The 26,161-nt window shown below is 47.7% G+C and carries 26 protein-coding genes; 4 read left to right on the top strand and 22 right to left on the bottom strand.

Translation table 11 applies throughout. From position 1 onward, the window contains the following. Positions 1–167: 167 nt before the first annotated feature. The 7 genes from BEP19_RS14315 to BEP19_RS14280 all read right to left on the bottom strand — a co-directional run bounded on the left by BEP19_RS14315 (position 168) and on the right by BEP19_RS14280 (position 6,532). Positions 168–839: a CpsD/CapB family tyrosine-protein kinase gene (locus BEP19_RS14315; protein ID WP_120190722.1), complete on the bottom strand. Its 672-nt coding sequence runs from the start codon at positions 837–839 to the stop codon at positions 168–170. A gap of 7 nt (positions 840–846) precedes the next feature. Beyond that, complete coding sequence (locus BEP19_RS14310; protein ID WP_120190587.1) at positions 847–1,599, bottom strand: YveK family protein; 753 nt, start codon at positions 1,597–1,599, stop codon at positions 847–849. Positions 1,600–1,747: 148 nt separating this feature from the next. Then, the gene (gene fabZ / locus BEP19_RS14305) at positions 1,748–2,176 is read right to left on the bottom strand and encodes a 3-hydroxyacyl-ACP dehydratase FabZ (protein ID WP_120190586.1); all 429 of its coding nucleotides are present in this window, start codon (positions 2,174–2,176) and stop codon (positions 1,748–1,750) included. A gap of 421 nt (positions 2,177–2,597) precedes the next feature. After that, complete coding sequence (locus tag BEP19_RS14300) at positions 2,598–3,128, bottom strand: DNA-directed RNA polymerase subunit beta (RefSeq protein WP_120190585.1); 531 nt, start codon at positions 3,126–3,128, stop codon at positions 2,598–2,600. Positions 3,129–3,292: 164 nt separating this feature from the next. Continuing rightward, the gene (mreB, locus tag BEP19_RS14295) at positions 3,293–4,312 is read right to left on the bottom strand and encodes a rod shape-determining protein (RefSeq protein ID WP_120190584.1); all 1,020 of its coding nucleotides are present in this window, start codon (positions 4,310–4,312) and stop codon (positions 3,293–3,295) included. 109 nt (positions 4,313–4,421) lie between these two features. After that, entirely contained in the window at positions 4,422–4,748 is a 327-nt protein-coding gene (gene spoIIID / locus BEP19_RS14290) for a sporulation transcriptional regulator SpoIIID (RefSeq protein WP_120190583.1), read from the bottom strand. A 1,025-nt stretch (positions 4,749–5,773) separates the two neighbouring features. After that, complete coding sequence (locus BEP19_RS14280; protein ID WP_120190581.1) at positions 5,774–6,532, bottom strand: M23 family metallopeptidase; 759 nt, start codon at positions 6,530–6,532, stop codon at positions 5,774–5,776. Positions 6,533–6,797: 265 nt separating this feature from the next. Between BEP19_RS14280 and BEP19_RS14275 the strand changes: the two genes are divergently transcribed. Beyond that, positions 6,798–7,112: a stalk domain-containing protein gene (locus BEP19_RS14275; protein WP_170145379.1), complete on the top strand. Its 315-nt coding sequence runs from the start codon at positions 6,798–6,800 to the stop codon at positions 7,110–7,112. Positions 7,113–7,376: 264 nt separating this feature from the next. On the opposite strand, the gene spoIID is transcribed toward BEP19_RS14275, so the two are convergent. Together spoIID and BEP19_RS14265 are read right to left on the bottom strand one after the other, a co-directional pair. Next, positions 7,377–8,393 carry a stage II sporulation protein D gene (spoIID, locus tag BEP19_RS14270; protein ID WP_120190579.1) on the bottom strand — a complete coding sequence of 339 codons (1,017 nt, stop codon included), beginning with the start codon at positions 8,391–8,393 and terminating at the stop codon, positions 7,377–7,379. A 103-nt stretch (positions 8,394–8,496) separates the two neighbouring features. After that, positions 8,497–8,709 carry a hypothetical protein gene (locus BEP19_RS14265; protein WP_147393803.1) on the bottom strand — a complete coding sequence of 71 codons (213 nt, stop codon included), beginning with the start codon at positions 8,707–8,709 and terminating at the stop codon, positions 8,497–8,499. A gap of 595 nt (positions 8,710–9,304) precedes the next feature. On the opposite strand from BEP19_RS14265, the gene BEP19_RS14260 reads away from it, so the two are divergent. Continuing rightward, the gene (locus BEP19_RS14260) at positions 9,305–9,643 is read left to right on the top strand and encodes a DUF3139 domain-containing protein (protein WP_120190577.1); all 339 of its coding nucleotides are present in this window, start codon (positions 9,305–9,307) and stop codon (positions 9,641–9,643) included. A 188-nt stretch (positions 9,644–9,831) separates the two neighbouring features. Continuing rightward, the gene (locus tag BEP19_RS14255; protein WP_120190576.1) at positions 9,832–10,179 is read left to right on the top strand and encodes a coiled-coil domain-containing protein; all 348 of its coding nucleotides are present in this window, start codon (positions 9,832–9,834) and stop codon (positions 10,177–10,179) included. A gap of 494 nt (positions 10,180–10,673) precedes the next feature. Here the strand turns inward: BEP19_RS14255 and BEP19_RS14250 are convergent, their stop codons facing one another. The 5 genes from BEP19_RS14250 to BEP19_RS14230 form a co-directional block, all read right to left on the bottom strand. After that, entirely contained in the window at positions 10,674–12,362 is a 1,689-nt protein-coding gene (locus BEP19_RS14250; RefSeq protein WP_120190575.1) for a phospho-sugar mutase, read from the bottom strand. A 100-nt stretch (positions 12,363–12,462) separates the two neighbouring features. After that, positions 12,463–13,800: a UDP-N-acetylglucosamine 1-carboxyvinyltransferase gene (gene murA / locus BEP19_RS14245; protein ID WP_120190574.1), complete on the bottom strand. Its 1,338-nt coding sequence runs from the start codon at positions 13,798–13,800 to the stop codon at positions 12,463–12,465. 131 nt (positions 13,801–13,931) lie between these two features. Next, positions 13,932–14,747: a YwmB family TATA-box binding protein gene (locus tag BEP19_RS14240; RefSeq protein WP_120190573.1), complete on the bottom strand. Its 816-nt coding sequence runs from the start codon at positions 14,745–14,747 to the stop codon at positions 13,932–13,934. Between the two features lie 218 nt (positions 14,748–14,965). Further along, positions 14,966–15,202, bottom strand: a complete 237-nt coding sequence (locus tag BEP19_RS14235; RefSeq protein ID WP_120190572.1) for a DUF1146 family protein — start codon at positions 15,200–15,202, stop codon at positions 14,966–14,968. Between the two features lie 48 nt (positions 15,203–15,250). Then, positions 15,251–15,802, bottom strand: a complete 552-nt coding sequence (locus BEP19_RS14230; RefSeq protein ID WP_120190571.1) for an NUDIX hydrolase — start codon at positions 15,800–15,802, stop codon at positions 15,251–15,253. Positions 15,803–16,587: 785 nt separating this feature from the next. Here BEP19_RS14230 and BEP19_RS17410 point away from each other — a divergent pair. Beyond that, on the top strand, positions 16,588–16,806 hold the full coding sequence (locus BEP19_RS17410; RefSeq protein ID WP_147393802.1) for a hypothetical protein: 219 nt from the start codon (positions 16,588–16,590) through the stop codon (positions 16,804–16,806). Between the two features lie 931 nt (positions 16,807–17,737). On the opposite strand, the gene nuoN is transcribed toward BEP19_RS17410, so the two are convergent. The 8 genes from nuoN to BEP19_RS14185 all read right to left on the bottom strand — a co-directional run bounded on the left by nuoN (position 17,738) and on the right by BEP19_RS14185 (position 26,159). Then, a complete protein-coding gene (nuoN, locus tag BEP19_RS14220; protein ID WP_120190569.1) occupies positions 17,738–19,267 on the bottom strand; it encodes an NADH-quinone oxidoreductase subunit NuoN in 1,530 nt (509 codons plus the stop codon). A gap of 4 nt (positions 19,268–19,271) precedes the next feature. Next, positions 19,272–20,798: a complex I subunit 4 family protein gene (locus BEP19_RS14215; RefSeq protein ID WP_120190721.1), complete on the bottom strand. Its 1,527-nt coding sequence runs from the start codon at positions 20,796–20,798 to the stop codon at positions 19,272–19,274. Positions 20,799–20,810: 12 nt separating this feature from the next. Continuing rightward, positions 20,811–22,682, bottom strand: coding sequence for an NADH-quinone oxidoreductase subunit L (nuoL, locus tag BEP19_RS14210; protein WP_120190568.1), 1,872 nt, complete (start codon positions 22,680–22,682; stop codon positions 20,811–20,813). A gap of 71 nt (positions 22,683–22,753) precedes the next feature. Beyond that, positions 22,754–23,065, bottom strand: a complete 312-nt coding sequence (gene nuoK, locus BEP19_RS14205; protein ID WP_120190567.1) for an NADH-quinone oxidoreductase subunit NuoK — start codon at positions 23,063–23,065, stop codon at positions 22,754–22,756. Beyond that, positions 23,062–23,568, bottom strand: coding sequence for an NADH-quinone oxidoreductase subunit J (locus BEP19_RS14200; RefSeq protein ID WP_120190566.1), 507 nt, complete (start codon positions 23,566–23,568; stop codon positions 23,062–23,064). Before BEP19_RS14200 ends, nuoK begins: the two co-directional genes overlap by 4 nt. Before the next feature lie 2 nt (positions 23,569–23,570). Then, complete coding sequence (nuoI, locus tag BEP19_RS14195) at positions 23,571–23,987, bottom strand: NADH-quinone oxidoreductase subunit NuoI (protein WP_120190565.1); 417 nt, start codon at positions 23,985–23,987, stop codon at positions 23,571–23,573. A 64-nt stretch (positions 23,988–24,051) separates the two neighbouring features. Continuing rightward, positions 24,052–25,053 (bottom strand): NADH-quinone oxidoreductase subunit NuoH, encoded by a 1,002-nt coding sequence (gene nuoH, locus BEP19_RS14190; RefSeq protein ID WP_120190564.1) that lies wholly within the window; start codon positions 25,051–25,053, stop codon positions 24,052–24,054. Further along, positions 25,053–26,159 carry an NADH-quinone oxidoreductase subunit D gene (locus BEP19_RS14185; RefSeq protein ID WP_120190563.1) on the bottom strand — a complete coding sequence of 369 codons (1,107 nt, stop codon included), beginning with the start codon at positions 26,157–26,159 and terminating at the stop codon, positions 25,053–25,055. Before BEP19_RS14185 ends, nuoH begins: the two co-directional genes overlap by 1 nt. Positions 26,160–26,161 lie beyond the last annotated feature (2 nt).

Below are 26,161 nucleotides of genomic sequence, written 5' to 3'. Positions count from 1 at the left end.
GCTACAAAATCCGGCAATGGATTTGTAATATTTTGGCATGGTTTGTTAAAAAAGGGGTTTTTAGTCCCTAATAATTCACAAATTTGGGAATAAAAAAAAGGGCTAATACGCCTACGTCCTGTACCTTTCCTCACAATACGTTATCGATTTCACCCTTTTTCTTCCATCTAATTTTGGCCATAGTAATAATAATAACCACTGTTTCCTTGCATCTTTTTATTGTTTAACACAACCCCGACGATATTCGCCTGCACATTCTCCAATTGAACTTTCGCTCGTAGGGCCATTTCTTTATTCGTCTTGCCTGCATTAACAACCATGATCACGCCATCTAATTTAGACGCCAAAATTTGAGCATCTGTCACCGCCAATACGGGTGGCGTGTCAAACAAAACTTGATCATATAGCGTTGCCACTTCTTCAATAAAACGCGTCATCGCTTGAGACCCGATCAGTTCTGCGGGATTTGGCGGAATCGGTCCCGCTGTAATCACGTCAAGGTGAGGGATCGTCGTCGATTGAACGACTTCCTGCGCGGAAGCTTGTCCCGTAATGACTGTTGTCAATCCGTGTCGGTTTGGAATTTCAAACGTATGATGCACCGTGGGCTTCCGCAAATCCGCGTCAATTAACACGGTCTTTTTCTCGGTTTGCGCCGTCACAATCGCTAAGTTGGCGATTGTCGTCGATTTCCCTTCTCCAGGTCCAGTACTCGTAACCATCAAACGCTTCAATTGGCGATCGATACCCGAAAACTGTAAATTCGTCCGCAGCGTGCGATACGCTTCAGATACAGGGGACCGTGGATTCGTTAACGTAATCAACGATCTTTTCATCATGAGAGGATTAGAGTTCAAGTTGGTTCCCTCCCATCACAGACGTTGATTGGTTTTGCGCCTTTTGTTCCATCTTCGGGTCCACCGTTGAAATACTCGCTAGCACCGTCAATTCTAAAATTTGCTCCACGTCCTGTTCTGTCTTGACCGTATTATCCAAGTACTCCAGCAAGAAGGCGATCCCAACAGCGGTCATCAAGCCAACAACAAACGCAATCGCAATGTTCAAACTCGATTTTGGTTTAATCGGCGATGGCTTGTCCGCTACTTTCGCTTCGGATAAAATTTGCACATTATCGACGTTCATGATCGGTTTTATTTCTTGCTGGAATGTCGCCGCTATCCCATTCGCTATCGTGACGGCCATTGCTGGATCAGGGTCTTCGACTGAAATCGCCATCACCTGCGAGCCTTGCACCGCGCTCACCTTGACCTTGCCGCTAAGTTGGTTCGGCGTTAAATCCAGGCTCATGTTTCGAATCGCCGGCTCTAGAATACGCGGGCTTTTAAAAATGACATTGTATGTTTCGATTAACTTCAAATCGGATTGAATGTCATTCATTGAGGGCGACGCCGCCTCTTGATGCTGGGATTTATTGACCAAGATTTGCGTAGAAGCTTCATAAATCGGCGTCAACGCAAAAAAACTAACCAAGCCGCTTGTTAGAGCGGCAATAAGGGGCACAAGGATAATGATTAGCATCCGCTTTTTCAAAATCTCAAAAAGTTCCCTCAGCTCAATCGTTGTTTCTTGATTTTCCATAGGATTCTCCTGATCTGTATGTATTTCTTATAATTATTGAATCGGTATAAAAATAGATTCGTTTAATTGCTGATACTATTATACGACATGAGCTGAGTTTTTTCATGACATTTCTTCCACATTTTCGGAGAATGGGTATTTTTCCCTCCTATCCATTCCCAATCGCAAACATCAATTCGCCCTCTGCTGCAACTTTCTCCCCAATGCGAGCAACCGCTTTGCCGCGTCCAATGCCCCGGCGCATGGCGCTCATTTCGATCTCAAGCGTGAGGGTGTCGCCTGGGCGGACTTGTTCGCGAAATCGGACTTTGTCGATACCCGCGAAAAAGGCGATTTTGCCTTTGTTCTCTTCTAAACTTAACGCCGCAACCGCGCCGACTTGGGCCAGGGCCTCAATGATCAGCACCCCTGGCATCACCGCGTACTCTGGGAAATGCCCTTGGAAAAAGGGTTCATTGGCGCTCACATTTTTGATGCCAACCGCTCGTTTGCCTGGCTCCAATTCTAAAACGCGATCCACGAGTAAAAAAGGATAACGGTGCGGGATAATCTCTTTGATTTGTTCGATATTTAACATGTTTATCGTTCCTCTCCTTATACGCTACGATGGCGTAGGTCATATTTGATCCGCCATTTGGGCGGCTTTGATATTAATCATCATGTGATGAGCTTCTCGATAAAATTGGTTCGATTCTCCTGTCATATTTCAAGGCCAGCGTACCAAACTAAGAACAACCCCGACAGACCCAGACAAACGTGACGGCGCAGCAGCCTTAGCCGCATGGGTTCGTCAGAAAGTCGGGTTTATATAAAAAGGAAGTCTGATTAATCCACCACCGAGCCCCACTGCATCAACCACACATCAAGCGGCGGTTCGAGCGAGCGGGTCCATCCGAGAACCACATCGCTGTGATTCTTGGCGGGCGGCGCGTCTCACCCCTTGCTATTGTGGTCAAGCGCGGCATTCGCGGGGAGATTCAGACTTCCTCCTGTGTGTGTTACTGCTGAAAAACCAAGTTGTACATATGCTTGTAAGTAGCAGGATTGAACGCGTCGAGAAACGAGCCTTTGCCGATAACGCTATAACCGACCACAAGTCCGAACAGTCCCGATGCGATCAGTAGCCCAAACGCAATCGCTGCCTTCTTGCGGCGGCTCGCTTTGCGTAAGTTTTTGATGGCCCGCTTGCCTTTGCGCGATAACGGTTCGGATTGGGTCTCCTCGCCAGCGATGGAGGTGACGCCGTCAGTCGTAGTCGTACCGACGTCTTCTTCTCCGTCTCTCCGTCCTACGGTCTGTTCCTGGCTGCTGTTGGCAGTGAGCGAGGATGCGGCGTCCGAAGAGAATGCGGCTGGCCGGCTAGCTGCGTTGGCGCTGGCTGGCTGATCCGGAGAGTTCGATCCCTCGTCGTCGGCTACATCCTCTTTGGCTGCTTGTCGACGGTCCACGCGAAATTCCCTCGTTTTCTGTTCGGTTGTTTTATCGTATATGATTGTTTCTTCGTGTTTGCTTCCTTTTTTCTGTTCCATCTGAAATGACAGCTCCTTACCGCATCTCAAGAATTAAAAATGACATGCGAAACCTGGTGTAGGATACTTTTTCCTTTTTGTTAGCGTGCCCTGTTCCAGACTTTTTCAGTACTAAAAGCAGCCGCTCTTTTGCAAAAGCAAGCCCACTTTTTGACCATGCTCGCTTATTTTAACACACTTCTTCTTTTTGGCGCATTCGCTTTGATTCGATCCAAATTTTCGAGCATCATCGCTGTTCCTTGGGCAACGCAATGCATCGGTTCTTCCGCGACGAGTACGGGAAGTTTCAATTCTTGAGCGAGTAGCTTGTCCAAACCATGGAGCAACGCCCCGCCGCCTGTCAGCATCACGCCCCGATCGATAATGTCCGCGGAGAGTTCGGGCGGTGTCCGTTCGAGCACACTTCTCGCGGCCAACACGATGTGCGAAACGGATTCGGACAATGCCCCTTTGATTTCCTTCGAAGTAATCGTGATCGTCTGCGGCAATCCTGTGACCAGGTCGCGCCCGCGAATATCCATTTTTTCATCCCGACCATCGGGACAAACGGTAGCGATTGTCTTTTTGATGTCTTCCGACGTTCTTTCTCCGATCATCAGTTTATACTGCCTTTTAATGTAGCGCATGATGTCCGCGTCGAACTTGTCCCCCGCGACTTTAATAGAAGAGGCGGTAACGATCGAACCCATGGACAAAATAGCCACGTCTGTCGTCCCCCCGCCTACATCTACTACCATATTGCCGCTTGGCGCAAAGATGTCCATCCCTGCTCCTACTGCGGCGATCTTTGGCTCCTCTTCTAAGTACACCGTTTTTGCTCCACTGCGTTCCGCCGCTTCTCTGATTGCTTTTTGTTCTACTGATGTGATGTTTGTCGGACAGCAGATCAAAATTCGGGGACGGGCCATAAAACCTTTTACTCCGATTTTATCAATGAAGTGTTTCAGCATCGCTTCGGTGATGTCAAAATCTGCGATGACGCCATCGCGCATTGGGCGCATGGCTACGATGTTTCCTGGTGTTCGTCCAACCATCATATAGGCTTCGTTTCCTACTGCAAGCACCTTTTTTGAGTCGCTATCGATTGCCACCACCGACGGTTCATCTAATACAACCCCGCGTCCTTTTACATAAATTAGTACGTTTGCCGTTCCTAAATCGATTCCGATGTCCTTTCCTAACATGCAAGGTCCTCCCTGTACTGGTTCATATCTATGCTTATGGTTTAATCATTTCGCTGCGGAACAAGGAATTCCTTTTTTCTGTTCGACAATTTTCTTGTTGATCTCCGAATTAGGCTAGTTCCTCTGACGATGATGATGTTGTGGAAGATGTGGGTGATTCTTTCTGTTCGTTCAGTTTTTTGTTTTGATTTTTGCGCTTGTACTTGATTTTTGTGGCTTCTCCGCCGCGCAGGTGGCGAATACTCTTATGGTATTCTAGTATCTCCTTAACTTTGGTCGCTAATTCGGGGTTGATTTCGGGCAGTCGTTCGGTCAGATCTTTGTGCACAGTGCTCTTGGATACGCCGAATTCCTTGGCAATCTTGCGGACGGTGTTCCGTGTCTCCACGATATACCGACCGATCTTGATGGTGCGCTCTTTGATGTAGTCGTGCACTCCCTTCGCCTCCCTGTTACGAATAGTCTGATACATTATATTGAGGCAGATGTGTATATATGCGGGAAACAGGGAGATTAAATTAATTTGGCGGGGGCAAAGGGCGGACGATGGGTGTGGGGGCGGGTGGGGCTGAGGGCAGGGGCGCGAGGGAACCACACCCTTTTGAAGACGGCGGGGCCCCCTTTTACTAAACAATATTGTGGGTGGGCGGGAATAGGTGGACTTTTGACAACTATGAGGGAGGTCCTAGGAGGCAAGCGCGCGGTGGGCGCGGCGGATCCGCACAAGAGTCTAGGCCCACGCGCGCAACGGTCGAAACTCCCGTTACAGATGAAGCGAGTAAATCGGTTGGGCTGTAAAGGTCAGAGCTCCCGTTACAGATGAAGCAAATAAATCGGTTGGGCTGTAAGGGTCAGAGCTCCCGTTGCAAACCGATAACCCGAGGATAAACAGCGGAGAGGGAATGTAACGGTCTCAAAGACCGTTACAGAGCGGATTATATGAAAAGAAACGCTGCAACGGTCGATTCTCCCGTTACAACGAGTCCTGTGCCCGCGCGGTAGGCGCGGCGGATCCGCACAAGAGTCTAGGCCCACGCGCGCAACGGTCGAAACTCCCGTTGCAAACCAATAACCCAAGGAAAAACAGCGGAGAGGGAATGTAACGGTCTCAAAGGCCGTTACAGAGCGGATTATATGAAAGGAAGCGCTGCAACGGTCGAAACTCCCGTTACAACGAGTCCCGTGCCCGCGCAGTGGTCCGACGACGGGTCTTCTCTTCAATCCATGGGCGGAGCCCATTTCCTCCTGATCTTTTCCGCCTCTATGTGTTTCCCTTCTTTATGTTCTCTTCAACGCGGTGTTCTCTTCAACGCGCTTTCCTCAGCCTCAATCGTCACTTCATTCCTATCTGGCCGCGCGCCTCCCGCTCCCCCCTTTTGCCTCCAAAAAAACTACAAAAAAACCTGCTCTCTCTATGAATAGAGAGGAACAGGTTTTTTGGGTTGGGTTCTGGAAATAAGATTATTGGGCTTGTTTTTCGGTGTCGGCTTGGCTGAGGTACTTGTCTGGGGAGACGGATTGTCCCTCTTCCTTCACTTCAAAATGGAGATGGATGCCAAGCTCTTTTTCGAATAGGTTGCGGCCCGATTGTCCGAGCCCGTCACCTTTCTTGACCTCATCGCCTACTTTTACTTTTAGATCTTCTAAACTTTGATAGACCGTTTGCAGGCCATTTTCATGCTCGATTTCAACGGTGTACCCCGTCATTGGGTCTTTTTCAGCGCGAATCACTTTTCCGTCTAGAGCCGAGATGACTTCAAAAGCAGTCCCGTCTTTTTTCGCCATGTCCACGCCACTGTGCGGGTAGAACGTGTCCTCGTATTGGATCATCGCCGCCGCTTTGACGTCTTCCGTCGCTTCGTCATTATAGAAATCCATCACGATCACGACTTCCGTTTCCTCCGCTACAGGCCAGGATAATGCTTTTTGCTCGGTTTGAGTCACTGGCTTCGCTTCTTGATCGTTTGTTGCGGTTGCATCGACAGTCTGGGCGTCAGGTCGTTCGGCGGGCTCCTCGCTCAAATCAATTCCAGGCTGCATTAAATTTGGGTCCATGTTATAGTCCCGAGAGTCCTGAAACCACATGATGAAAGCAAGGATAAGTGCTGCGGCCCCCATGTAAATGACCGGGAATGTCCATTTCTTTCCAAGCATCGCCTTCCATTTTGAATTTTTAGGCGGTTGGATTGGTTGCTGATTTTGTTTTTGTTCTTCACTCATTTTTATCACCTCATCAACAGTCTTTTCCAGTTTGAACGAGGTTTAAACCTAGAGCGTGCGCAATTACGTTAAAACTATGCATCTTTTTTTGCGGGCATCGCTTCTTCGGAGAAAAATGATGTCGTAAGTTTCGCTCGTTTCGGCAGACAGAGACAAAAAAGTCAGTCTGATTCCGACACCTTTTACGATGGAGCTTGTCTATAATGTGTTTGAAATAGATTGGTAATTCACAAAAGAGTGATTTTTGAGGAGGATGAAAATAGCAATGAACGATAAAAAATGGGCGTTTTTGTTGGCCATTTTGTGGGGCGCGGGGATCGGACTATTTCCGCTTTTTATGGGACAAGCTTCTGTGCCAGCGACGGCCATCGTCGACGCGAAGATGAAAGCGCAGGCTCAGATGGAGATTGATCTCGAAAAGGAACGGCTGTTAGTTAATGGTGTCGATCGCGTTCACGGGGGAAAAGCAGCCATGCTCGTCGATAACTACACGTACATCCCTGTTCGCTTGTTGGAGCAACTCGGCGGTGATGTGCGATGGGACGGGCAGGCAAAAAAGGTATTTGTTAATATGAACTAGGAATTGGAGGCGGCGGGAAGCGAAAAACGAGAGGGTCACTGCGTTTCGGCGGGGGCCCTCCTATTTTTGCTTTTACTAAACAGTGTTGGGGGTGGGAACGGCACGCTCGAAGTCCAATCGGAGGTTTGCCGCACGCATCCCCTTTTATTATCGAATATTGTGGACGCAAAAAACGCGAGGGCCCGACCGTCTCTACCTTAGATCGTAGAAACGGAGCAGGTCCCCGCGTTTTTACTTGATTCTACCCGTCCTGCGATCCCAATCCTACTGGACCCACTGGTGGTAGCTTTCGATGGCGATGCCTTGATAAAAATATTGGACGATGTCGGTCGCTGTTTTTCCTTCGCGGGCCATGCCGTGGGCGCCCCATTGGCTCATGCCGACGCCGTGTCCGTAGCCGAATGTTTTGATTTTGATCGATCCGTCGGATTGTCCTTCGATCTCAAATGCGGATGACGGGAGGTCCAATTTTTCACGGAATTGCCGACCGCTTAGCTCTTGATCGCCTACTTTTATTTTTGCGGCTCGATTCCCGGTCGTTTTTTCCACGATGTTGATTCCCGGATTACCAGTCGAGACGGGCGCCGCGAGTTTAAAGCCTAGTTTCTCCTCCAATTGCTTGGCGGTAAATGTGTATTCCTCTTTATATTTAGGCGATTTTTGGTCCCAAGGCACGGCAACGCTGCGCAAATAAGGAATCTCTTGGGCCCAATATTCCTCCGAATTTTCAGTAAAACCGTTGCTCGTCGAAAAAAAAGTGGCGTCAATCGGCTTCCCTTCATAGGTGAGCACCTGCTCTTTCGTTTCGACTACGGCTTGTCTTATTTTTCGAATTTTCCAATCAAAATCGCGTGAACCCCAACTTTCTTTTTGCTGCTGCTGATCCCTGTAAACTTGATGCTGGATGGTGTCCGTCACATGCGCCCCTTTTGGAACGTCAGAAAAATCATTTTCAGCCAAACGACGAATGATGTACGTCCGCGCCGCCAGCGCCTGCGCTTTCAACGCCTCCAACTCGAAATCAGCGGGCATTTCCCCAGAAATAACACCGGCGATGTACTCCTCGATCGGAATGACCTGCACTTCCTCCGTCTCCGCGCGATATACCGAAACCGAAATCTGATTTTCAATCGCAGCGGGCAAAGGGATCTCCTCCTGTTGCTCAGCGACGTTCGAACCCGTTTGTTGTTGCTTGCTGCCCCCAAAAAGGGCAATCAAACCTGGAATAATGAGGATCACCGCTAAAAATAGGGTGACCAAACCGATAATCATACGTTTCATGCATAGCATCCCTCCTGGAGCGACTTTTGCTGATTTTTGTAGCGTATTTTTTAGAATTGCAGCAGTTGTTATGATGTATATTCCAGGCGCGTCCTTTCTAGAATCAGATCAAGATTAATATTTTCCCAAACTGGAACCATAGCGCAAAAGTGAGCAACGCCACGGTCAACAACGCGAGCCACCACGCCTTTTCAACGCGACTCCAGCCCCAACGATCCGCCAAATACCCTCCGATAAAAAAGAGAGCGAATAGAATCAGAATATCTCGCAACACAAGCCACAAAAAAGTAAGTAGAAACGCCATCGTTTTTGACAAGCCCCCTAGACTAGCTTATTCGGTGGACAGGCAAAAGATGACTGGAAAACGAATGCGGGGAGGGATGCGGGGACGGGCTGGCGGGGATGTGGATCACGGATCGAATTTGTGAGGTAGAACAAGAGGACGGCATGGCAGACTAGGGGCGCCTCGATCAATGCGAGCGGCGCGGAAGCGCGTTGTGAGCGACCTTACGTGGATATTTCAGAAGCCCAATTTAGGTAGCTGCAGCTACCCACAATATTGTTTAATAAAAAGGGAGCGAAGCTCCCTCTCCTTACTGGTTTTGAAGAAAGCCTTGCTGTAACGGGAGTTTTGACCTTTACAATCACACATCCGCGCAATATCGCCACTGTAAAGGGAGTTGCGACCTTTACAGACCAAGTCCATGTCCCCCAGACCTATTACAGTGTTTGTAACGGGAGATTGGACGCTTACAGCATCCCCTTTTGACACCACGACCACTGTAAAGGGAGTTGCGACCTTTACGCGCGATCTCTAAACGAGCGGCGCGCGACGCCCCATAATGTTTGATTAGACCTCGCCGAAACGGGCAGTTTCTGTTACATTAGTCCGTACAAAGAGGTGATCATTTTTGAAGAAAAAGCTCAGATCGCTTGCGCTGCTAGTATCAATCGCTGTTCTCGGCTTTCAAATCTATTCCACATACCAAGAAGTTCAGAAAAGGAAGCGTTTAGAAGAGGACACCGTGTCTTATTTGGAAGATAGAGGGTACAAAATGGAAACGGATATTGATAATTTAAGCATCGTCTATGCGACTCTAGATAAAAAAGTCTACATGGCGGTTGTTACTTTTCAAGATGAATCGGAGGCGCGTTATTTTTACTGGCGCAAAAGGGATTCTAATGAAATTGAGCAAATTGATGTGATTCATCACGGAACGAGCCCAACGTTAAAGCGCGAGGAGAATTAAAAAGTGAAAAAAGTGTTTGAGCTGAATTCGGGGGGCTTGGTGACCAGACCCCACCCACAACACTGTATAGTAAAAGCAGCCGCTAAGCTGTTTGGTGGTAAATTGTTAAAACTTTCCGAACATCATATTTTTACAAACCCCGCTAGTTATCATTTGCGCTAAACTAGAGGAATAGGAGGTGAGATACGATGGCCGATTTAAAATCGATTGAAAAGCAGCTTGATCAGTTGACAACAATGGTGGGTCAACTTATAGAAAAAGTGAACCACTTAGATCACCGTTTCGGAAATTTAGAATCCCGCATGGACAGCCTGGAAAATCAAATGGATAAGCTGGAAACACGCATGGACAGCCTGGAAAATCGCTTCGATGAATTGAACGGGCGGTTTGAAGACGAGCAAAAGCGGACGCAGAATGGTTTTGATGAGTTACTAAAAGAAATGCGCAACCAAAACCATGTCATTGATTTTCAACGAAATAAAATTGCGAGAAATGAAGAAGAGATTTATGTCCTAAAACAAGCGATGCAGTCCTAGCAATAGGGCTTTTTTGTTCCTCCTTCCTTACCCACAATATTGGTTAGTAAAAGAAGGCAGCTGTGGCGCCGACACCGAACAAGGGTATGGACGATTCACCACCACCCACAACATCCTTTAGTAAAAGTGTGGCTAGGCCGCTCCGCCATACAAATGAAAAAAGGCCGACGCACCACGGCGCCAGCCTTTTCCCTCTCGTTCCCATTGTTTTTCTCACATACTTTCCAGCGCTGTCGCCAGAGGAGGTCCCCTCGATCACTCAAGTCCGACGAGCAACCTGCTTCACCCACAACACTGTTTAGTAAAAGCCGCGATCGCGAGTCCCGCCATAACGCGAACCGACACCCCATCCACAATATTCGATATTAAAAGGGGGACCCTGCTCCGACCACAACATTGTTTAGTAAAACGCGGATTGGTTGTAATCTCTCAGCGCGCCTGACTCGCGGCCCTCCACACCCACCAAACCTACCACCCCGCGACAGATAAATATCCTAAGCCTCAACCATCGCCATGACGTCAGCGCGTAATGTTTGCAGTTTGCTTGTGGCATCATCCAAACTGGCGCCTTTGACGCCGAAATAGAATTTGATTTTTGGCTCGGTGCCGGAAGGGCGGGCGGCGAACCAGGATTCGTCGTTCATCACAAATTTCATGACGTTTGACTTAGGCAGCCCTTCGATCCCTTGCTGATAATCTTTTACCTCCGTGACCCCCAGCGAACCGATTTGCGCCGGCGGGTTGGAGCGCAGGTCGTCCATCATCCGCGCAATTTGCTCAGCCCCATCGACCCCTTTTAACGTGAGCGAGGCGAGGTCCTCTTTGTAGAAGCCGACTTTTTCATACAAACGCAGCAACGCTTGATACAAGGTCAAGCCCTGTTTCCCATAATAGGCGCCCATTTCCGCGGCCATCATGCACGCTTGCACCGCGTCTTTATCCCGACAAAACGTCCCCACAAGATACCCGTAGCTTTCCTCGTAGCCGAACAGGAACGTTTTTTCGCCCGACTGTTCGAACTCGCGCATTTTTTCGCCAATGTACTTGAAACCCGTCAATGTGTCCAACGTTTCCAAGCCGTAGCGGTCCGCGACGCTCGCCCCCATTTGTGAGGTGACAATCGTCTTGATCACCGTTCCGTTTGCGGGCAAGTCCCCTTTTTGCTGGCGTTGCGACAAAATATAGTCGAGCATCAAGGCCCCCAACTCGTTCCCTGTCAGCGGCTGAAACTCCCCTTTTTCATCACGCACGACGACCCCCGCGCGGTCCGTATCTGGATCGGTGCCAAGAATCATGTCCGCCCCTTTTTCATCCGCGAGCGCAATCGCCAACTTGAACGCTTCCAGATCCTCAGGATTCGGAGACTTCACCGTCGAAAAATTCGGATCAGGCAGCTCCTGCTCAGGCACGACGTACACATGCTCAAAACCCATCGCCCCCAAAATCCGTCTCACAGGCTCATTCCCCGTGCCATGCAGCGGCGTGAACACGATTTTGAAGTCGCGATTATGTTCGGCAGGCTGGAACACGAGTCCTCGCAGTTCCGCCTGGTACGCGTCATCGACTTCCGCGCCGATCCACTCGAACAATCCCGCGCGCTCAGCCGTTTCCAAATCCATCGCTGGCACGAGTAGCTCATCGTCGATCTGATTAATTTCCGCGGTCACCGCATCGGACGCCTCATTCGACAGCTGGGCTCCATCATTCCCGTACACTTTGTATCCATTGTACTCCGACGGGTTGTGGCTGGCGGTAATCATAATCCCTCCGGAAGCGCCGAGATGACGCACCGCAAAAGAAAGCTCCGGGGTCGGTCGCAGCTCCCTAAACACGTACGCCTTGATTCCATTTTGCGCTAATACGCGACCCGCTTCCTGGGCAAACTCAGGAGATTGATGTCGCGAATCGAACGCAATCGCCACACCGCGTTTTTTCGCGTCTTCGCCTTGCCTGCTTATGTAGGCCGCAAGCCCTTGCGTCACTTTTCGAACGATATATTTATTCATGCGGTTTGTCCCCGGACCGATCACCCCGCGCAATCCCCCAGTGCCAAACGCGAGAACTTTATAAAAGGAATCCTCCATTTCTTTCTCGTTCCCTTGGAGCTGTTGCAGCTGTTGTTTCATGTCCGCGTCGAGATGCGGATGGTTTAGCCATCGCTCATATTGCGCCTTGTATCCCAAGTTGTTCCCCTCCTATTTTTCTCTTAACTGATTCACAATCCTTATTTTACCATTTAATCCAAAAAAAATATAGCCTTACCCAAAAGGATAAGGCTATCTTCTATGCGTAAGATGTTCTAAACTTAACTACATTGCCGCTGGCTAGGGCCGCTTCTTCCGCTGCTTTACGCGCTTCTTCCTCTTCGGAAAGACGGCTAATGTCCGCCCCAAGTCCACGCAATTTCTCTGTAAAATCGACGTAGCCGCGGTCGATATGTTGCAGCCCGCCGACTTCCGTTTGCCCTTCAGCGATCAATCCGGCTAATACAAGCGCCGCTCCTGCTCGCAAGTCTGTGGACGTCACTTCCGCCCCCGTTAAACGAGCTTCGCCTTTAATGACGGCGCTGCGGCCTTCGATTTTGATGTGGGCGCCCATCCGCTTAAATTCATCGACATGCATGAATCGATTTTCAAAAACCGTTTCGGAGATGACGCTCGATCCTTCCGCGGTCAACATCAGAGCCATGAATTGCGACTGCATATCGGTTGGAAAACCAGGGTGCGGCAACGTTTTTACGTTGACTGCTTTCAACTTGCCTGTCGCCGTGACGCGCACGCCATTTTCCTCTTCCTTCACGATGACACCCATTTCACGCAATTTGGCAATCACAGGACGTAAATGGTCGCTGATCGCCCCTTCAATATACACATCGCCGCGTGTAATCGCTGCCGCGACCATGAAGGTGCCCGCTTCGATGCGGTCCGGGATCACCGTATGGTTGGCGCCGTAAAGCTGCTCAACCCCTTCGATCTTGATCGTGCCCGTTCCAGCGCCGCGCACTTTGGCCCCCATCGCGTTCAGGTAATTTGCCAAATCGACAACTTCGGGTTCTTGGGCCGCGTTTTCAATGATCGTCGTCCCATCCGCTAACGTTGCCGCCATCATAATGTTTTCCGTCGCGCCGACGCTGGCGATATCTAAATAAATTTTACACCCGCGCAGGCGTCCATTGACAGACGCTTCGATATAACCGTGCCCGTGCTCGATTGTCGCTCCCATCGCCTCAAAACCTTTAAGGTGTTGATCGATCGGGCGCGTGCCAATCGCGCATCCTCCCGGCAAAGAAATCCGAGCGTTCCCTTTGCGAGCCAACAAGGGTCCCATCACGAGAAAAGAAGCTCTCATTTTGCGGACCCACTCGTATGGTGTTTCCGTATGATTGACCGTCGTTGAATCGACTGTTAATTTTCCATCTGCATATGTGACTTGAGCGTTCAATGCCCTCAGCACTTCGCTGATTGTGTGCACATCATCTAAGGCGGGCACGTCATGAATGACGCTTACGCCCGATTCAGGCAGAAGGGCTGCCGCAATAATCGGTAGGACGGCATTTTTTGCTCCGCTAACTTTAACTTTTCCAGATAAACGAGTTCCACCGCGGACTTTAATTTTGTCCAAGTTACTATCCCCCCGCTGCAAGTATTCATCTTGATTGCTTTAGGTAGTCGGGCGCCATACACCAATTGGAGTGGCTCCCGTTGGACGAAGTACAGGTCTATGTGAGATCATCCGTTCTACCACACTATGTATTAATATTCGATAGTGATGATGGGTGTTCCAACGGTTATGCGAGTCTGGCTGTTGAGATGATCGACATGCGTTGCCGCTTGCAGGTTCATCTTTTTACCGTTCGTCCATATGTAAAAAGGGAAATCTGGCGAATAAGCCGATAAGCTTTTCACTGTGGGATCTTCCACCTTTTCCACTACTTGCGCCCCTAACAAATCAAGGAGTTTATTCAGCTTTTTTATTTGAATATCATCAGTCAGTTTATCATTTATAATTCCCTGGGTACAAGTGTCAAATTGCGGTACGATTTGCTCATTTTCCAGCGCTTTGAACACGATTTCCAGCTGTTGCATCGTCTGGTCTCGATCGTTAGTCGCATCGAATTGTATGTTGATTGTGAGATATGTATCCCAACCCGCTTCTTGCGGCGTGGCAATCACGCGCAACATCGTACGGGCAGTTTTGTTTGCTGTATGTTCATCTTGATGTTGTTGTTGCGTTTGCTCTTCAAAATGGAAAGCAGTGGATGTCGGCGCATTTGGAATATCGGCGGGCGATGGTTGCTCGATTAAAGCGAGTCCCATAGCTTGCCCGATCCTTGTCGCAAAAGCTTGCGCTTCTTCCCATTGTTCAAAAGTTTGATGGGCAATCCCATCATGAAGTTGAATGTGTTCGAGCTCGATCCCCGTTTGTTCCATGATATCAACTAGCTTGTCGACATCACGCATCGCTGCGGCGGGATCTTGTTTTTCCTGCTGCTGCTCGGCAAAGACCGTCAACCCAAAAACCATCATAACACTACAAAGTAAAAATTGGATTCCCCTATATTTTTTCATGTCTGTTTCTTTCCCCTCGTCCCATGTGTTCTTACACTTATTATTAACCGGGGGGAGGAAAACTATACCAGGTGAACTGCCGCGGGCCTATTTTTACGAGCGTCTATGATCTGAATTTCTTAGCCCTTTTGGGATGCCGCGCTGACGTCATATCTGTTTTTGGGCAAAAAAGCGGACCCGTGTTGTTTGCGTTTGTTCAGCGGGGAATCCACTTCCATCTAGCTAAACAGCTGCTTAAGCATCAACGACCAACCGAGGTAGTCCATGAAAAAGCGGGCTACGCCGTGTCCTAAAGCAATTGAAGCTAAAATTTGCAGTAATCTTGTTTGCGCTCCTTTATAATCGTTGGTAAACAGCTCAAAGCGTAACGTTTGCAAGGCCCACCAACTTAAGGTGATGAACACTAGCGAGATAAATATATTGATCAGTCCATCTGCTCCCATTCCCAAACCCATCTATCTGCTCACGCTCCTTTTTGTGACGGTGACATCTAACCCATATATCTATTCAAAGAAACCTTTTGTTTTCGCAAATAAAATCGCAAAAGCAAGCTCAAGGTCGTTGAAAGCCCCGCTCAGTATTTTTTCGACGGCTTGTTCGGCAGGCATCCACACCACCTCAATCTCTTCGTAACAATCCCACTGTTTATGGGTCGTTTGCCGCGCATTTTTGGCGATAAAAAAATGAGCGGTCCTCGTAAAATGGGAAGCCATCGGATGATAGTTGCCCACCTCGCTCCAGTCTGCGGCGGTCAATCCCGTTTCTTCCCTCAACTCGCGCTGAGCCGCTTGTAAAGGCGTTTCCCCTGGATCGATCACCCCGCCAGGCAGGTTGTATTGAAAATCGCCGATTGGATACCGATACTGTTTTGCCAGCGGAATTTGCTTATCAGCGGAGATCGCCAGCACAATAACCGTACCCGGCGTCGGATCCTCTAAATAAACATAATCAGTCCGCTCCCCTGTGGGAGATTCCAGCTCATCTTTTCGAGCGCGGATAAACCGCTCATGGTAGGTTATTTTACTGCTAACCCGCTTCCAACGATGAAAACCCATTTTTCCACTCGCATCCTTTCTATGTTGGCGGTGATGGGGTAGTTTGGCGGCGTGGTGGCTGTGGCGGGCGTGGACGAGGCGGCCTCCCACTAGTCAAGGGCGTTCAGCTGGCTTGCTGGCGCGTAACTATACGGGTACCCACTTTTACTACTATATAGTGTTGTGGGTCGGCCTTGGGAGGTAGCATGCCGTTCAAGCGCAAGCAGGCGCCAGTTTGTTTATGCGATGCACACTTTTACTAAACAGTGTTGTGGGTGGCTCAATCTGGCCAGAGTTCCTAATAAGTTAGCTCTGTCGGGCCCACCCGCCCAAGTTGGAGCCAATCCGCATAACACCGTTTTAATCGGCGCAACTCATTTTAATTCGCATATCCCACTTTTAAATCAGCATAACAGGAACTCAACTTTGCATATTGAAATAATAAGAATAAGTTCGATAATAAAAGAACCTGTTTTGCCGATCAAAAAAGGGGGGCCGCTTCCCTATGTTACAAAAGGCTGCTATTCGAGCCAGCGTCTTCTCGCGATCCAACAACTATGACTTCAACGGGGAATTTTGACCTTTACAAGATGGCAACACGCGATAAAAGCAGATCCCCACGCTTGCAGCGGGAGATTTGACCTTTACAGCGCGATTTAATCCGAATCAGCCACTTGTAACGGGAGTTAAGACCTTTGCAACATGATAACACGCGACAAAAGCAGATCCCCACGCATGCAGCGGGAGTTTTGACCTTTACAGCGCGCTTAATCCGAATCAGCCACTTGTAACGGGAGTTAAGACCTTTGCAACATGATAACACGCGACAAAAGCAGATCCCCACGCATGCAGCGGGAGTTTTGACCTTTACAGCGCGATTCAATCCGAATCAGCCACTTGTAACGGGAGTTAAGACCTTTACAAGGTGGCAACACGCGACAAAAGCAGATCCCCTCACATGCAGCGGGAGTTTTGACCTTTACAGCGCGATTCAATCCGAATCAGCCACTTGTAACGGGAGTTAAGACCTTGGCGCGCATAGCCAAGACGTTGTAGCGCCCCATTCGCCATGCCCGTCCCTCCACCCAGGTAAGCCGTCACACCCACAACATCGTTTAGTAAAAGTGATTACCTTTATGAATCCACTATGTATAAAAGCTAAGTCCGTGGCAAATCCTAGTAGCGCCGAAGTTTATGAGCTATTTTTGATCCCATTGATAACTCTACGTAAGTAGTCTGCGCAAATGGGGCTAACAGTGGTTGGATTCATGTTCGCAGGCCCCTGTTTAAATCAGATCGATCTGAGCCATTTTTATGCCAAACATCCACCCACAATATTGTTTAGTAAAAGCGGCCATTTTAAATACGCCTCCAAAAACTTCAATCCCAACGGGTAGCCTTTATTTCATTCAGCTTTCACTATCATTTGATAATTTCGCAAAGAACTCCATATTTAGTATACATGAATCAGCGCGCATCTGCATAAATATATCTCGTAATTCGTTATTTCGTATGTAGAAACATTGTTTCTTAAAATGCAGGTTTTTTGGCCATTGTATGAAGGAAGGTTAGGTGTGTTTTTTCCATGAATACTTTATTTCGTTTCCATTGTATCTCGTGTGGTAAAGAAGTTTTGACGGATTCAGTTTTACTTAAATGTTGTGATCAGGTGATGAACAATGTTGAAAATATTACCGTGAGCAACCAAGAATTAAAGGATATGATGAACGGTTATCAGAGTAAACTACAGGTTAATTTTGGACGCGAATCATTTTATTAACACGACAATTACCTATTCCTAAGAACGCCACGTTCAATTCCTCGTTTTAAAAAGAAAAACCTCTTTCCCCGTTTTTTAATGGAAGGGAGGTTTTTTCTTCTTTTTTTTGCATCAAAAAACCCCCTCATCCGCTCACGAACAAGAGGGTCTTTCATATAAGGTATTTGCTTTTATTCCTACTTCGCCGCCATAATCATTTCCGCAAACGGGAAGTTCGTGTGAATATAGTCTAGCAATGTTCCCGGCACTAATCCGACGCCAACCGTTCCGATAAACGCCAACACAACGATGACGATGATCGAAGCTGGCACAGCCAAACGGCTATCCGTTTCTCCAGGACGCATGTACATCTGTTTGATAATTCCAAAATAATAGAAGTACGAGACCACACTTGTTGCGACCATGATTCCCGCTAGCCAGTAGTTTTGCATGACGAGCGAACTCATGAAAATATAAAACTTACCGAAGAATCCAGCTGAAATCGGGATTCCCGCCAATGAAAGCAAGAAGACGGTCATTGCAATCGCTAATAATGGCGAACGGTGATAGAGTCCAGCAAAGGCGCTAATGTCCTCAGAATCGCGGTCACGCGTAACGATCATTATGATCGCGAACGCCCCCATATTCATCATTAAATAGGCGATTAAATAGAATACGGTTTGTTCAAACATAAGCACGGTAAACGTTGCGAATGGCACCAACAGATAACCCGCTTGGGCAATGGAGGAATAAGCCATCATTCGCTTCACGTTTGATTGGCGCAAAGCCATCGTGTTTCCAACAATCATCGAGATTGCCGCTAGAATTCCGACTATCAACATAATCTCGTCGATCATCCCAACGGGTTCTCCTCCGTCGCTTCCAAAATCGACAACACCGATAAACGACGTAATGACAACACGCAAGATTAACGCGAATCCAGCCGCTTTTGAAACAACCGATAAGAATGCTGTCACTGGCGTTGCCGCTCCTTGGTACACATCTGGAGCCCACATGTGGTAAGGAACCGCCGCGATTTTGAACGACAATCCAATAAACAGTAGGAAGAAAGCCAGGTAAATCATGAACTGGTTCCCTGCCATAAACGCTTCCGGCAAGCGCTCTGCCAACAAGAAGATATTCGTTGTACCGCTTAATCCATACAAGAAACTAATTCCGTACAAGGTGATCGCCGAAGCAATCGCCCCATTGATCAAGTATTTAAACGCGGATTCGTTCGATTGTAAGTTGTTCTTTCGAATTCCAACTAAAATGTAAGATGAAATTGAAAGCAACTCCAACCCAACGAATAACGTGATTAAGTCAGCGGATGATGCCATGAACATCGTTCCAAGCAAGGCTGTTAATGCTAGGTAATAGAATTCATCCTGATGCTGAATTTCTTCTCCATCACCGATGTAGTTCATGGACATCAACAAGGTAACTGCTGTTCCCGCTAAAAAGATCAGTTTAAATATATTTCCATAGGCGTCTACGCGGAACGAGCCATGCAAAATCTCGACAACGCCGCCGCCCACATTTTGAAATACGAACCATGCCGCAACGATACAACCTAAGATTCCCAACCACCCTATAAAGCGGCGATCCTTTACGCTTGAAGTGAATAGACCGATTAATGTCATCAATGTAACGACCGCTAAGATGGTAAATTCGGGTGCCATTACCGACCAATCATATTGGGCCAAAGGACCCCATCTGCTTTCCATCGGTTCACCCTCCTATCCTTGGAACAATATTTTGTAGTGTAGCCTGCATCGGTTCACTAAGGACAGAAGGATAAACCCCGATGAGAACGATGAAGCCAAGCACGATGATCATCGGTAACGCTTCTAATGGTTGAACATCTGCTAATTTCAGCCAACGTTCAGGTGTTGGACCGTATGTCGTTCCCAATACCGCGCGAAGTAAGTATACGGCTGTAAAAATGATCCCTAACGTACCAATCGCGGCTAGCACTGGCATTTCTTTAAACAATCCGAGAAATGCGGTAAATTCACTAATAAATCCTGACATTCCAGGTAGACCGGCTGAAGCCATTGCTGCGGTTAAGAAGATCCCGCCTAAGAATGGCATCGATTTGGCCAATCCGCCTAAATCTGAAAGTTCGTCTGTCGACGTCCGTTCGAAAATGACGCTGACGATAAAGAAGAGTAATGCGGCGACGAGTCCGTGCGACACCATTTGGAAGATCGCCCCTTGGAAACCGACTGTATTCATCGCGGCGACTCCAAGCAACACAATTCCCATATGACTCAAACTGGAGTAGGCCAGCACGAGTTTCAGATTCTTTTGCACTAAAGCGAGCAACGCGCCGTAAATGATGTTGATCACGCCGAGCGCCGCTAAAAATCCTGCTAACTGTTGAGCCGCTTCAGGGAAGAAGCCCACGTTGAAACGAAGCAAACCGTACGCTCCAATTTTGATTAACACCCCGGAAGAAACGAGCACCGCAGGCGCTGGCGATTCGCGATAAGCGGTCACCATCCATGTGTGCAATGGCGCAATCGGCATTTTAATCGCAAACGCAATTAGCAAGGCGATGAAGAATCCGAGACGCGTCCCCGCCGTAATGTAGCTTGGCGATTCCTGAATGTTAAATGGTGAAATTGGATTCGTTAACGCTTCTTTAATTTCTACAAAGCTAAGTGACCATACATTCATAAACAGGGCAACAAACACGATTAACATGATCGCGGATCCGACCCCGTTATAGAGTAAGAATTTCATTGCCGCTTTTTCTCGTTGCTCGAAGCCCCAGATGCCCATAATAAAGAACATCGGAATCAACGTCATCTCGAAGAAGATGAAGAACAAGAATAAGTTTTGCGACGTAAAGACTCCTAACATCCCGATCAACATGATCATAAATAAGATGAAGAATTCTTTCCAACGCTTTTTGATAAAGACCGCTCCCGCAATCGCGGCGAAAAAGCCGATGATTGAAGCGAGTAACACGAGCGGCATCGATAGCCCATCAACACCCAATTGATAAGCAACTGGGAAGGCCATTTGATCAACTGGAATCGAGAACCAACTCACATTTTGCGCGTACTGTAAGCCCGGTTGTGTGTAATCAAAACCAGCGTACATCATTAACGACATAATGATCGGTGGAATGGTCGCTAAAATACCAATCAATTTTAATGCTCCCACTTGCGCTCGCGGGATAAAGGCTAAAAGGACGAGACCGATCACAGGTGAAAATGTGAGTAACGTTAAGAACATATTATTTTCCATGTCCATGTTATCCTAAAACCCCCTCACGAACGTCAAGCCGATCACGAGCAAGACGATGCCTAGTAAAGCAACTGCTCCGTACGTTTGAACTTGACCATTTTGAACCCGTTGCCCCGCATGTCCCAATTCACGTGTAAAGGCTCCGACAAGGCGCACGAAACCATCAATAATATACACATCAACGACGGTCAAGAAGCGACCAATCGCCCGTAATGAACGAACAAACACAACATCGTAAATCTCATCAATAAAATACTTTTTAAATGACAGGTTGTACAATCCGCCAAACGCGCTTGCCGCTTTTTCGTTGGAAATGGACTTTTTCCCGTACATTAAGTACGCAAGTAAAATCCCGAAGAGCGAAATCGCTGTCGCTAAAATTGCAACCCAACCTGGCGCATGTTGTCCTGCCGCTCCAACCGCCCCATCTGTCATCCAGTTACCAAGCGCCTGGGAACCCGGTAGGTTGATCCACCCCGCAGAAATCGCGAGAATCGCAAGCAAGATCATCGGAACTGTCATCACCAATGGCGATTCTTCCGCTTGACGCGCTTCCTCACTCAACGGTTTGCCTGTGAAGGTCACGAAGAACAACCGGAACATATAAAACGCGGTAAAGAAGGCGGCGACGATCGCCACGACAAACAGGCCGATATGTCCTTGACTGTATACCGCTCCGATAATTTCTTCTTTTGAGAAGTATCCCGAAAACGGAGGTACCCCTGCGATCGCTAAGCAACCGATTAAAAAGACCGTTCCGGTCACACGCATTTTCTTAAACAAGCCGCCCATTTCGAAAATGTCCTGCGTATGCGCAGCATGAATTACGCTTCCTGCCCCTAAGAACAATAGCGCTTTGAAAAAGGCGTGCGTCATCAAGTGAAATGTACCAGCCACATAACCAGCTACAGACGCCATCCCTAGAGCCAACATCATGAATCCGAGCTGACTGACTGTGGAATAGGCAAGCACACGCTTGATGTCGCGTTGCGTAATCCCGATTGATGCGGCAAAGATGGCGGTGATTCCACCGATATAAGCGACGACTAAACTAGCAGTCACCGATGCTTCATATAATGGGAACATGGTTGCTACGAGGTAAACCCCAGCCGCTACCATCGTTGCCGCGTGAATTAACGCTGAAACAGGTGTCGGACCTTCCATCGCGTCCGGCAACCACGTATGCAACGGGAACTGTCCAGATTTACCGACGGCGCCAATAAAGACGAGAATACCGATCAGTGTGATCTGCCAAGATTCCATCGTTCCGTTTTTAGCCGCTGCAAAAATTTCACTAAATTCGAAACTACCCACAAACCAGAATACGAGCGCTGTTGCGATAAAGAGCCCAATATCCCCGATTCGCGTAACAATAAACGCTTTTTTAGCGGCTGCTCTCGCCTCAGGCTTTTCAAAGTAAAACCCTACGAGTAAGAAAGAACAGACACCGACAAGCTCCCAGAAAATAAATACTTGCAATAAGTTCGGAGAAATAACCAATCCCAACATGGAAAAGGTAAACAACGCAAGATATGAATAATAAACTGGGAAACGTTCGTCCCCTTGCATGTATCCTTTTGAATAAATATGAACTAGCAAGCTAACAAACGTGACGATGACCAGCATCATCGCATTAAGCTGGTTAACGACAAAACCCATTTGAACACCTTTGTCTCCAAAGGTTAACCAGTGAAACGCAAATACATAATCCTCTGCCCCTGCGGCAAATCGCCCGAAAAACACGCCGAGCGCGAGTACAAAGCCGGCTAACGCAGCAAGAATTCCGACGTAAGCGGATGCTTCCTTCAATTGGCGTCCGAAGGCAAGCAACAGCAGGAATCCCAGGAGCGGAAAAAGAGGAATCAACCATGCGTTGGACATCATTTTTGTGATTTCACCCTTCCTCTTCTAAGTGAGAGAAGGAAGTAGCCTAAGTAGAGACTGCTTTCTTCCCCTTAACGTTTTAATAAGTCCATCTCATCCACATTAACGGTTGCGCGATTGCGGTATAGGGAGATTATAATCGCCACACCTACCGCCGCTTCCGCAGCCGCAAGCGTGATGCTGAACAAGGAGAAGATCTGACCTGTTAGGTTAGCCAGTACACCATACTTAGCAAAGGCGACAAAGTTGATATTGACCGCATTCAGCATCAATTCTATGGATAGTAATACAATCACAGCATTACGTCTCGTCAAGGCGCCATAAAGTCCAACACTGAACAAAATTAACGCGACGAGTAAATATGAGGTTAAAGGTACACTCATTGATCATCCGCCTCCCTCTTGGCTAGAACGATGGCGCCAACCATCGCTACGAGTAGTAGCACGGAGGTAAGCTCAAAAGGAATCACATTTTCCGTAAACAATTGCAACCCAATTTCTTTAACATTAGACTGACCCGAGTAAACAGCAGGCTCGCCAATAATATTCATCGACTGAATTCCGATGAACATGATCACGAAAAAAGCGGCGACAACAGCAAATGAGAAGATTCTAGGTCCCTTTTTTGTCTGTTCGGGTTCAGGGTCATGTCTCGTTAACATGATCCCGAATAACATGAGAATCGTGATCGATCCAGAGTACACAAGAATTTGCGTGATTCCAACGAACTCCGCGTCCAACAGAAAGAATAACCCGGCAATTCCTAAGAAACTAAAAGCTAAAGCGATAACTTGATGGATAACTTGTTGTCCAAAGCTAATCATAAACACCGATCCGCCAACGGTTACCAATGAAAGGATAAAAAACGCTATGAATTGTAAGCTCATATTTAATGCTGTTCCTTTCGCACATTGGTATTGTTGTCGTGAAGCCACTTCATATCTTTAAATAAGTCGTCGCGGCTGTAGGTCGCCAACTCGAAGTTATTCGTCATCACAATCGCTTCGGTCGGGCAAACTTCTGTGCATAGGTCACACAAAATACAAAGTTCAAAGTTAATATCGTACGTATTGATAACTCTTCCTTTTTTATTCGGATCTTCTGACTTCTTCCCAGTCAAATCGATGCATTGTGTTGGGCAAATGCGCGCGCATTGGTTACAAACAATGCATTTTTCCGGATCAAAGTGCTGAATCCCGCGAAATCGGTCCGGCATAATGTATGGCTCATCCGGATAGGCATGGGTTACCTTTTTGGCCGTCAACGTCTTTAAGGTATAAGCTAATCCTTTTGCTAATCCTAGCATTTAAATTTCCCCCTTATATTTTGGCTCCGACCTCACGAACAGTCGGCTACCTAAGAAAATCCTTTTATAAGAATTCCATTAGAAGGGCTGTAACAAATAGATTGAGCAGAGACAATGGCAAGAGTATCTTCCATCCCATTTGCATGAGTAGGTCCGCTCGCAAACGCGGCATCGTCGCCCGCAACCACATGTAGAAGAAGATCATCGCGCAGAACTTCAATCCGAACCACACAATTCCGGGAATAAACGATAGGAATTGGAATGGTGGCAGCCATCCTCCTAAAAATACAACGGTTGTGATTGACGCCATTCCGAACATGTAGACGTACTCAGCAAGCATAAAGAACGCCATTCGGAATCCACTATACTCTGTCATATGACTCGCAATCAATTCTTGCTCGGCTTCTACTAAGTCAAACGGAGTCCGCACCAATTCCGCAAGCGAAGCGATGATAAAGATCACGAACGCCACGATTTGCGGGATGAAAAACCAAAAACCCATTTCTTCTTGCTTTTTCACAATTTCAATCAGGTTCAGACTTCCTGTCATTAGGATGACCCCGACAAGCGACAAGATCAACGGAATTTCGTAACTGATCATTTGCGCAGCGGCCCGCATCCCGCCGATAATCCCATATTTGTTATTTCCAGCCCAAGCTGCGGTCATCACGCCGAGCGTTGTAATTCCAGCGACCGCGATATAATATAGGACTCCGACCCCAAGATCCGCAAAGTGGATCGATTCGGTAAACGGCATAACCGCCAAAACGGCAAATGAAGGCACAAACGCGAGTATCGGCGCCAAGATAAACAGCGGTTTATCCGCTAGTCTTGGAATAACGTCTTCCTTTATCAATAGCTTTAATACGTCAGCAACGGTCTGCAACAATCCAGCGGGTCCTAGTCGGTTCGGACCATGTCTTAATTGAATCCAACCTTGAATTTTCCGTTCCGCGTAGATCGCATACGTTACATATCCAAGCACGAGAGCCAGTAAGATAATTGGCGATATAATAAATATAAGCGCATTACTCCAGGTTAACGGTTGAGCTAGATACGCTCCCATTAAGCGTCAACCTCCCCTAACACAATATCGGTGCTCGCTAAAATAGCAACGACATTGGCGATACTTTCCCCGATCGAAATGTCCCGTAGGATCTGCAAGTTACAAAAAGATGGACGACGGAATTTCAATCGATAAGGTTTATCTCTTCCTTCGCTATAGATGTACGTACCGAGTTCTCCTTTAGAACTTTCAATGCGTGTATAGCACTCCCCAGCTGGCGGACGAATCACACGCGGCACTTTGGCCAAGATGTCGCCCTCTTTCGGGAATTGTTCTAAAGCTTGTTCCAAAATACGCAATGATTGTTCGATCTCAAGCAAACGAAGCATGTAACGAGAGAAACAATCACCATCATTTGAAACGGGAACATCGAATTCAAAGCGATCATAAATCGAATACGGTTCATCGCGACGCAAGTCCCAATCGACCCCAGCGCAACGGGCCATAACGCCTGTTAAGCCATAGTCGGTCGCCATTTCCGCGCTGTAAACGCCAACGTTGACGGTACGCTGCAAGAAAATCTCATTTCCTGTCGCCAACTGATGATAGCCATCCAGTTCTTTTTTCATGTACTGGACAAATTCGGTCACTTTTTCAATCCAACCTGTTGGCACATCCCATTTCACGCCGCCCACACGCATATAGTTATACGTTAAACGAGCTCCACTGAGTTCATTAAAGAAATCAAGGATTGTTTCCCGATCTTTAAACGCAATTAGGAATGGCGTTGTCGCTCCAAGGTCAAGTAAATACGTTCCCCAGGAAACTAAGTGACTCGCAATTCGTTGCAACTCCATAACAATAATACGAATGTACTCCGCCCGCTCTGGAATCTCTAAGCCTAGCGCGGTTTCAACACAGTGCACCAAGTTATAGTTCGACAACATCGCGGCAAGGTAGTCCATGCGGTCTGTATAAGGAATAATTTGCGTATAGTTCAAGTCTTCAGCCAGCTTTTCAGTGCCGCGGTGGAGATAACCAATCACAGGTTCCAAATCTCTCACAATCTCACCATCTAGCCTTAAAATCAAGCGTAAAACGCCGTGTGTACTAGGATGGTGCGGCCCCATATTGAGAATCATTTCTTCGGTCTTTAATTGTGCCATAC

This window comes from Ammoniphilus oxalaticus, assembly GCF_003609605.1.
GTDB classification, from domain to species: domain Bacteria; phylum Bacillota; class Bacilli; order Aneurinibacillales; family RAOX-1; genus Ammoniphilus; species Ammoniphilus oxalaticus.
This window is presented reverse-complemented; position numbering and strand designations above follow the sequence as displayed.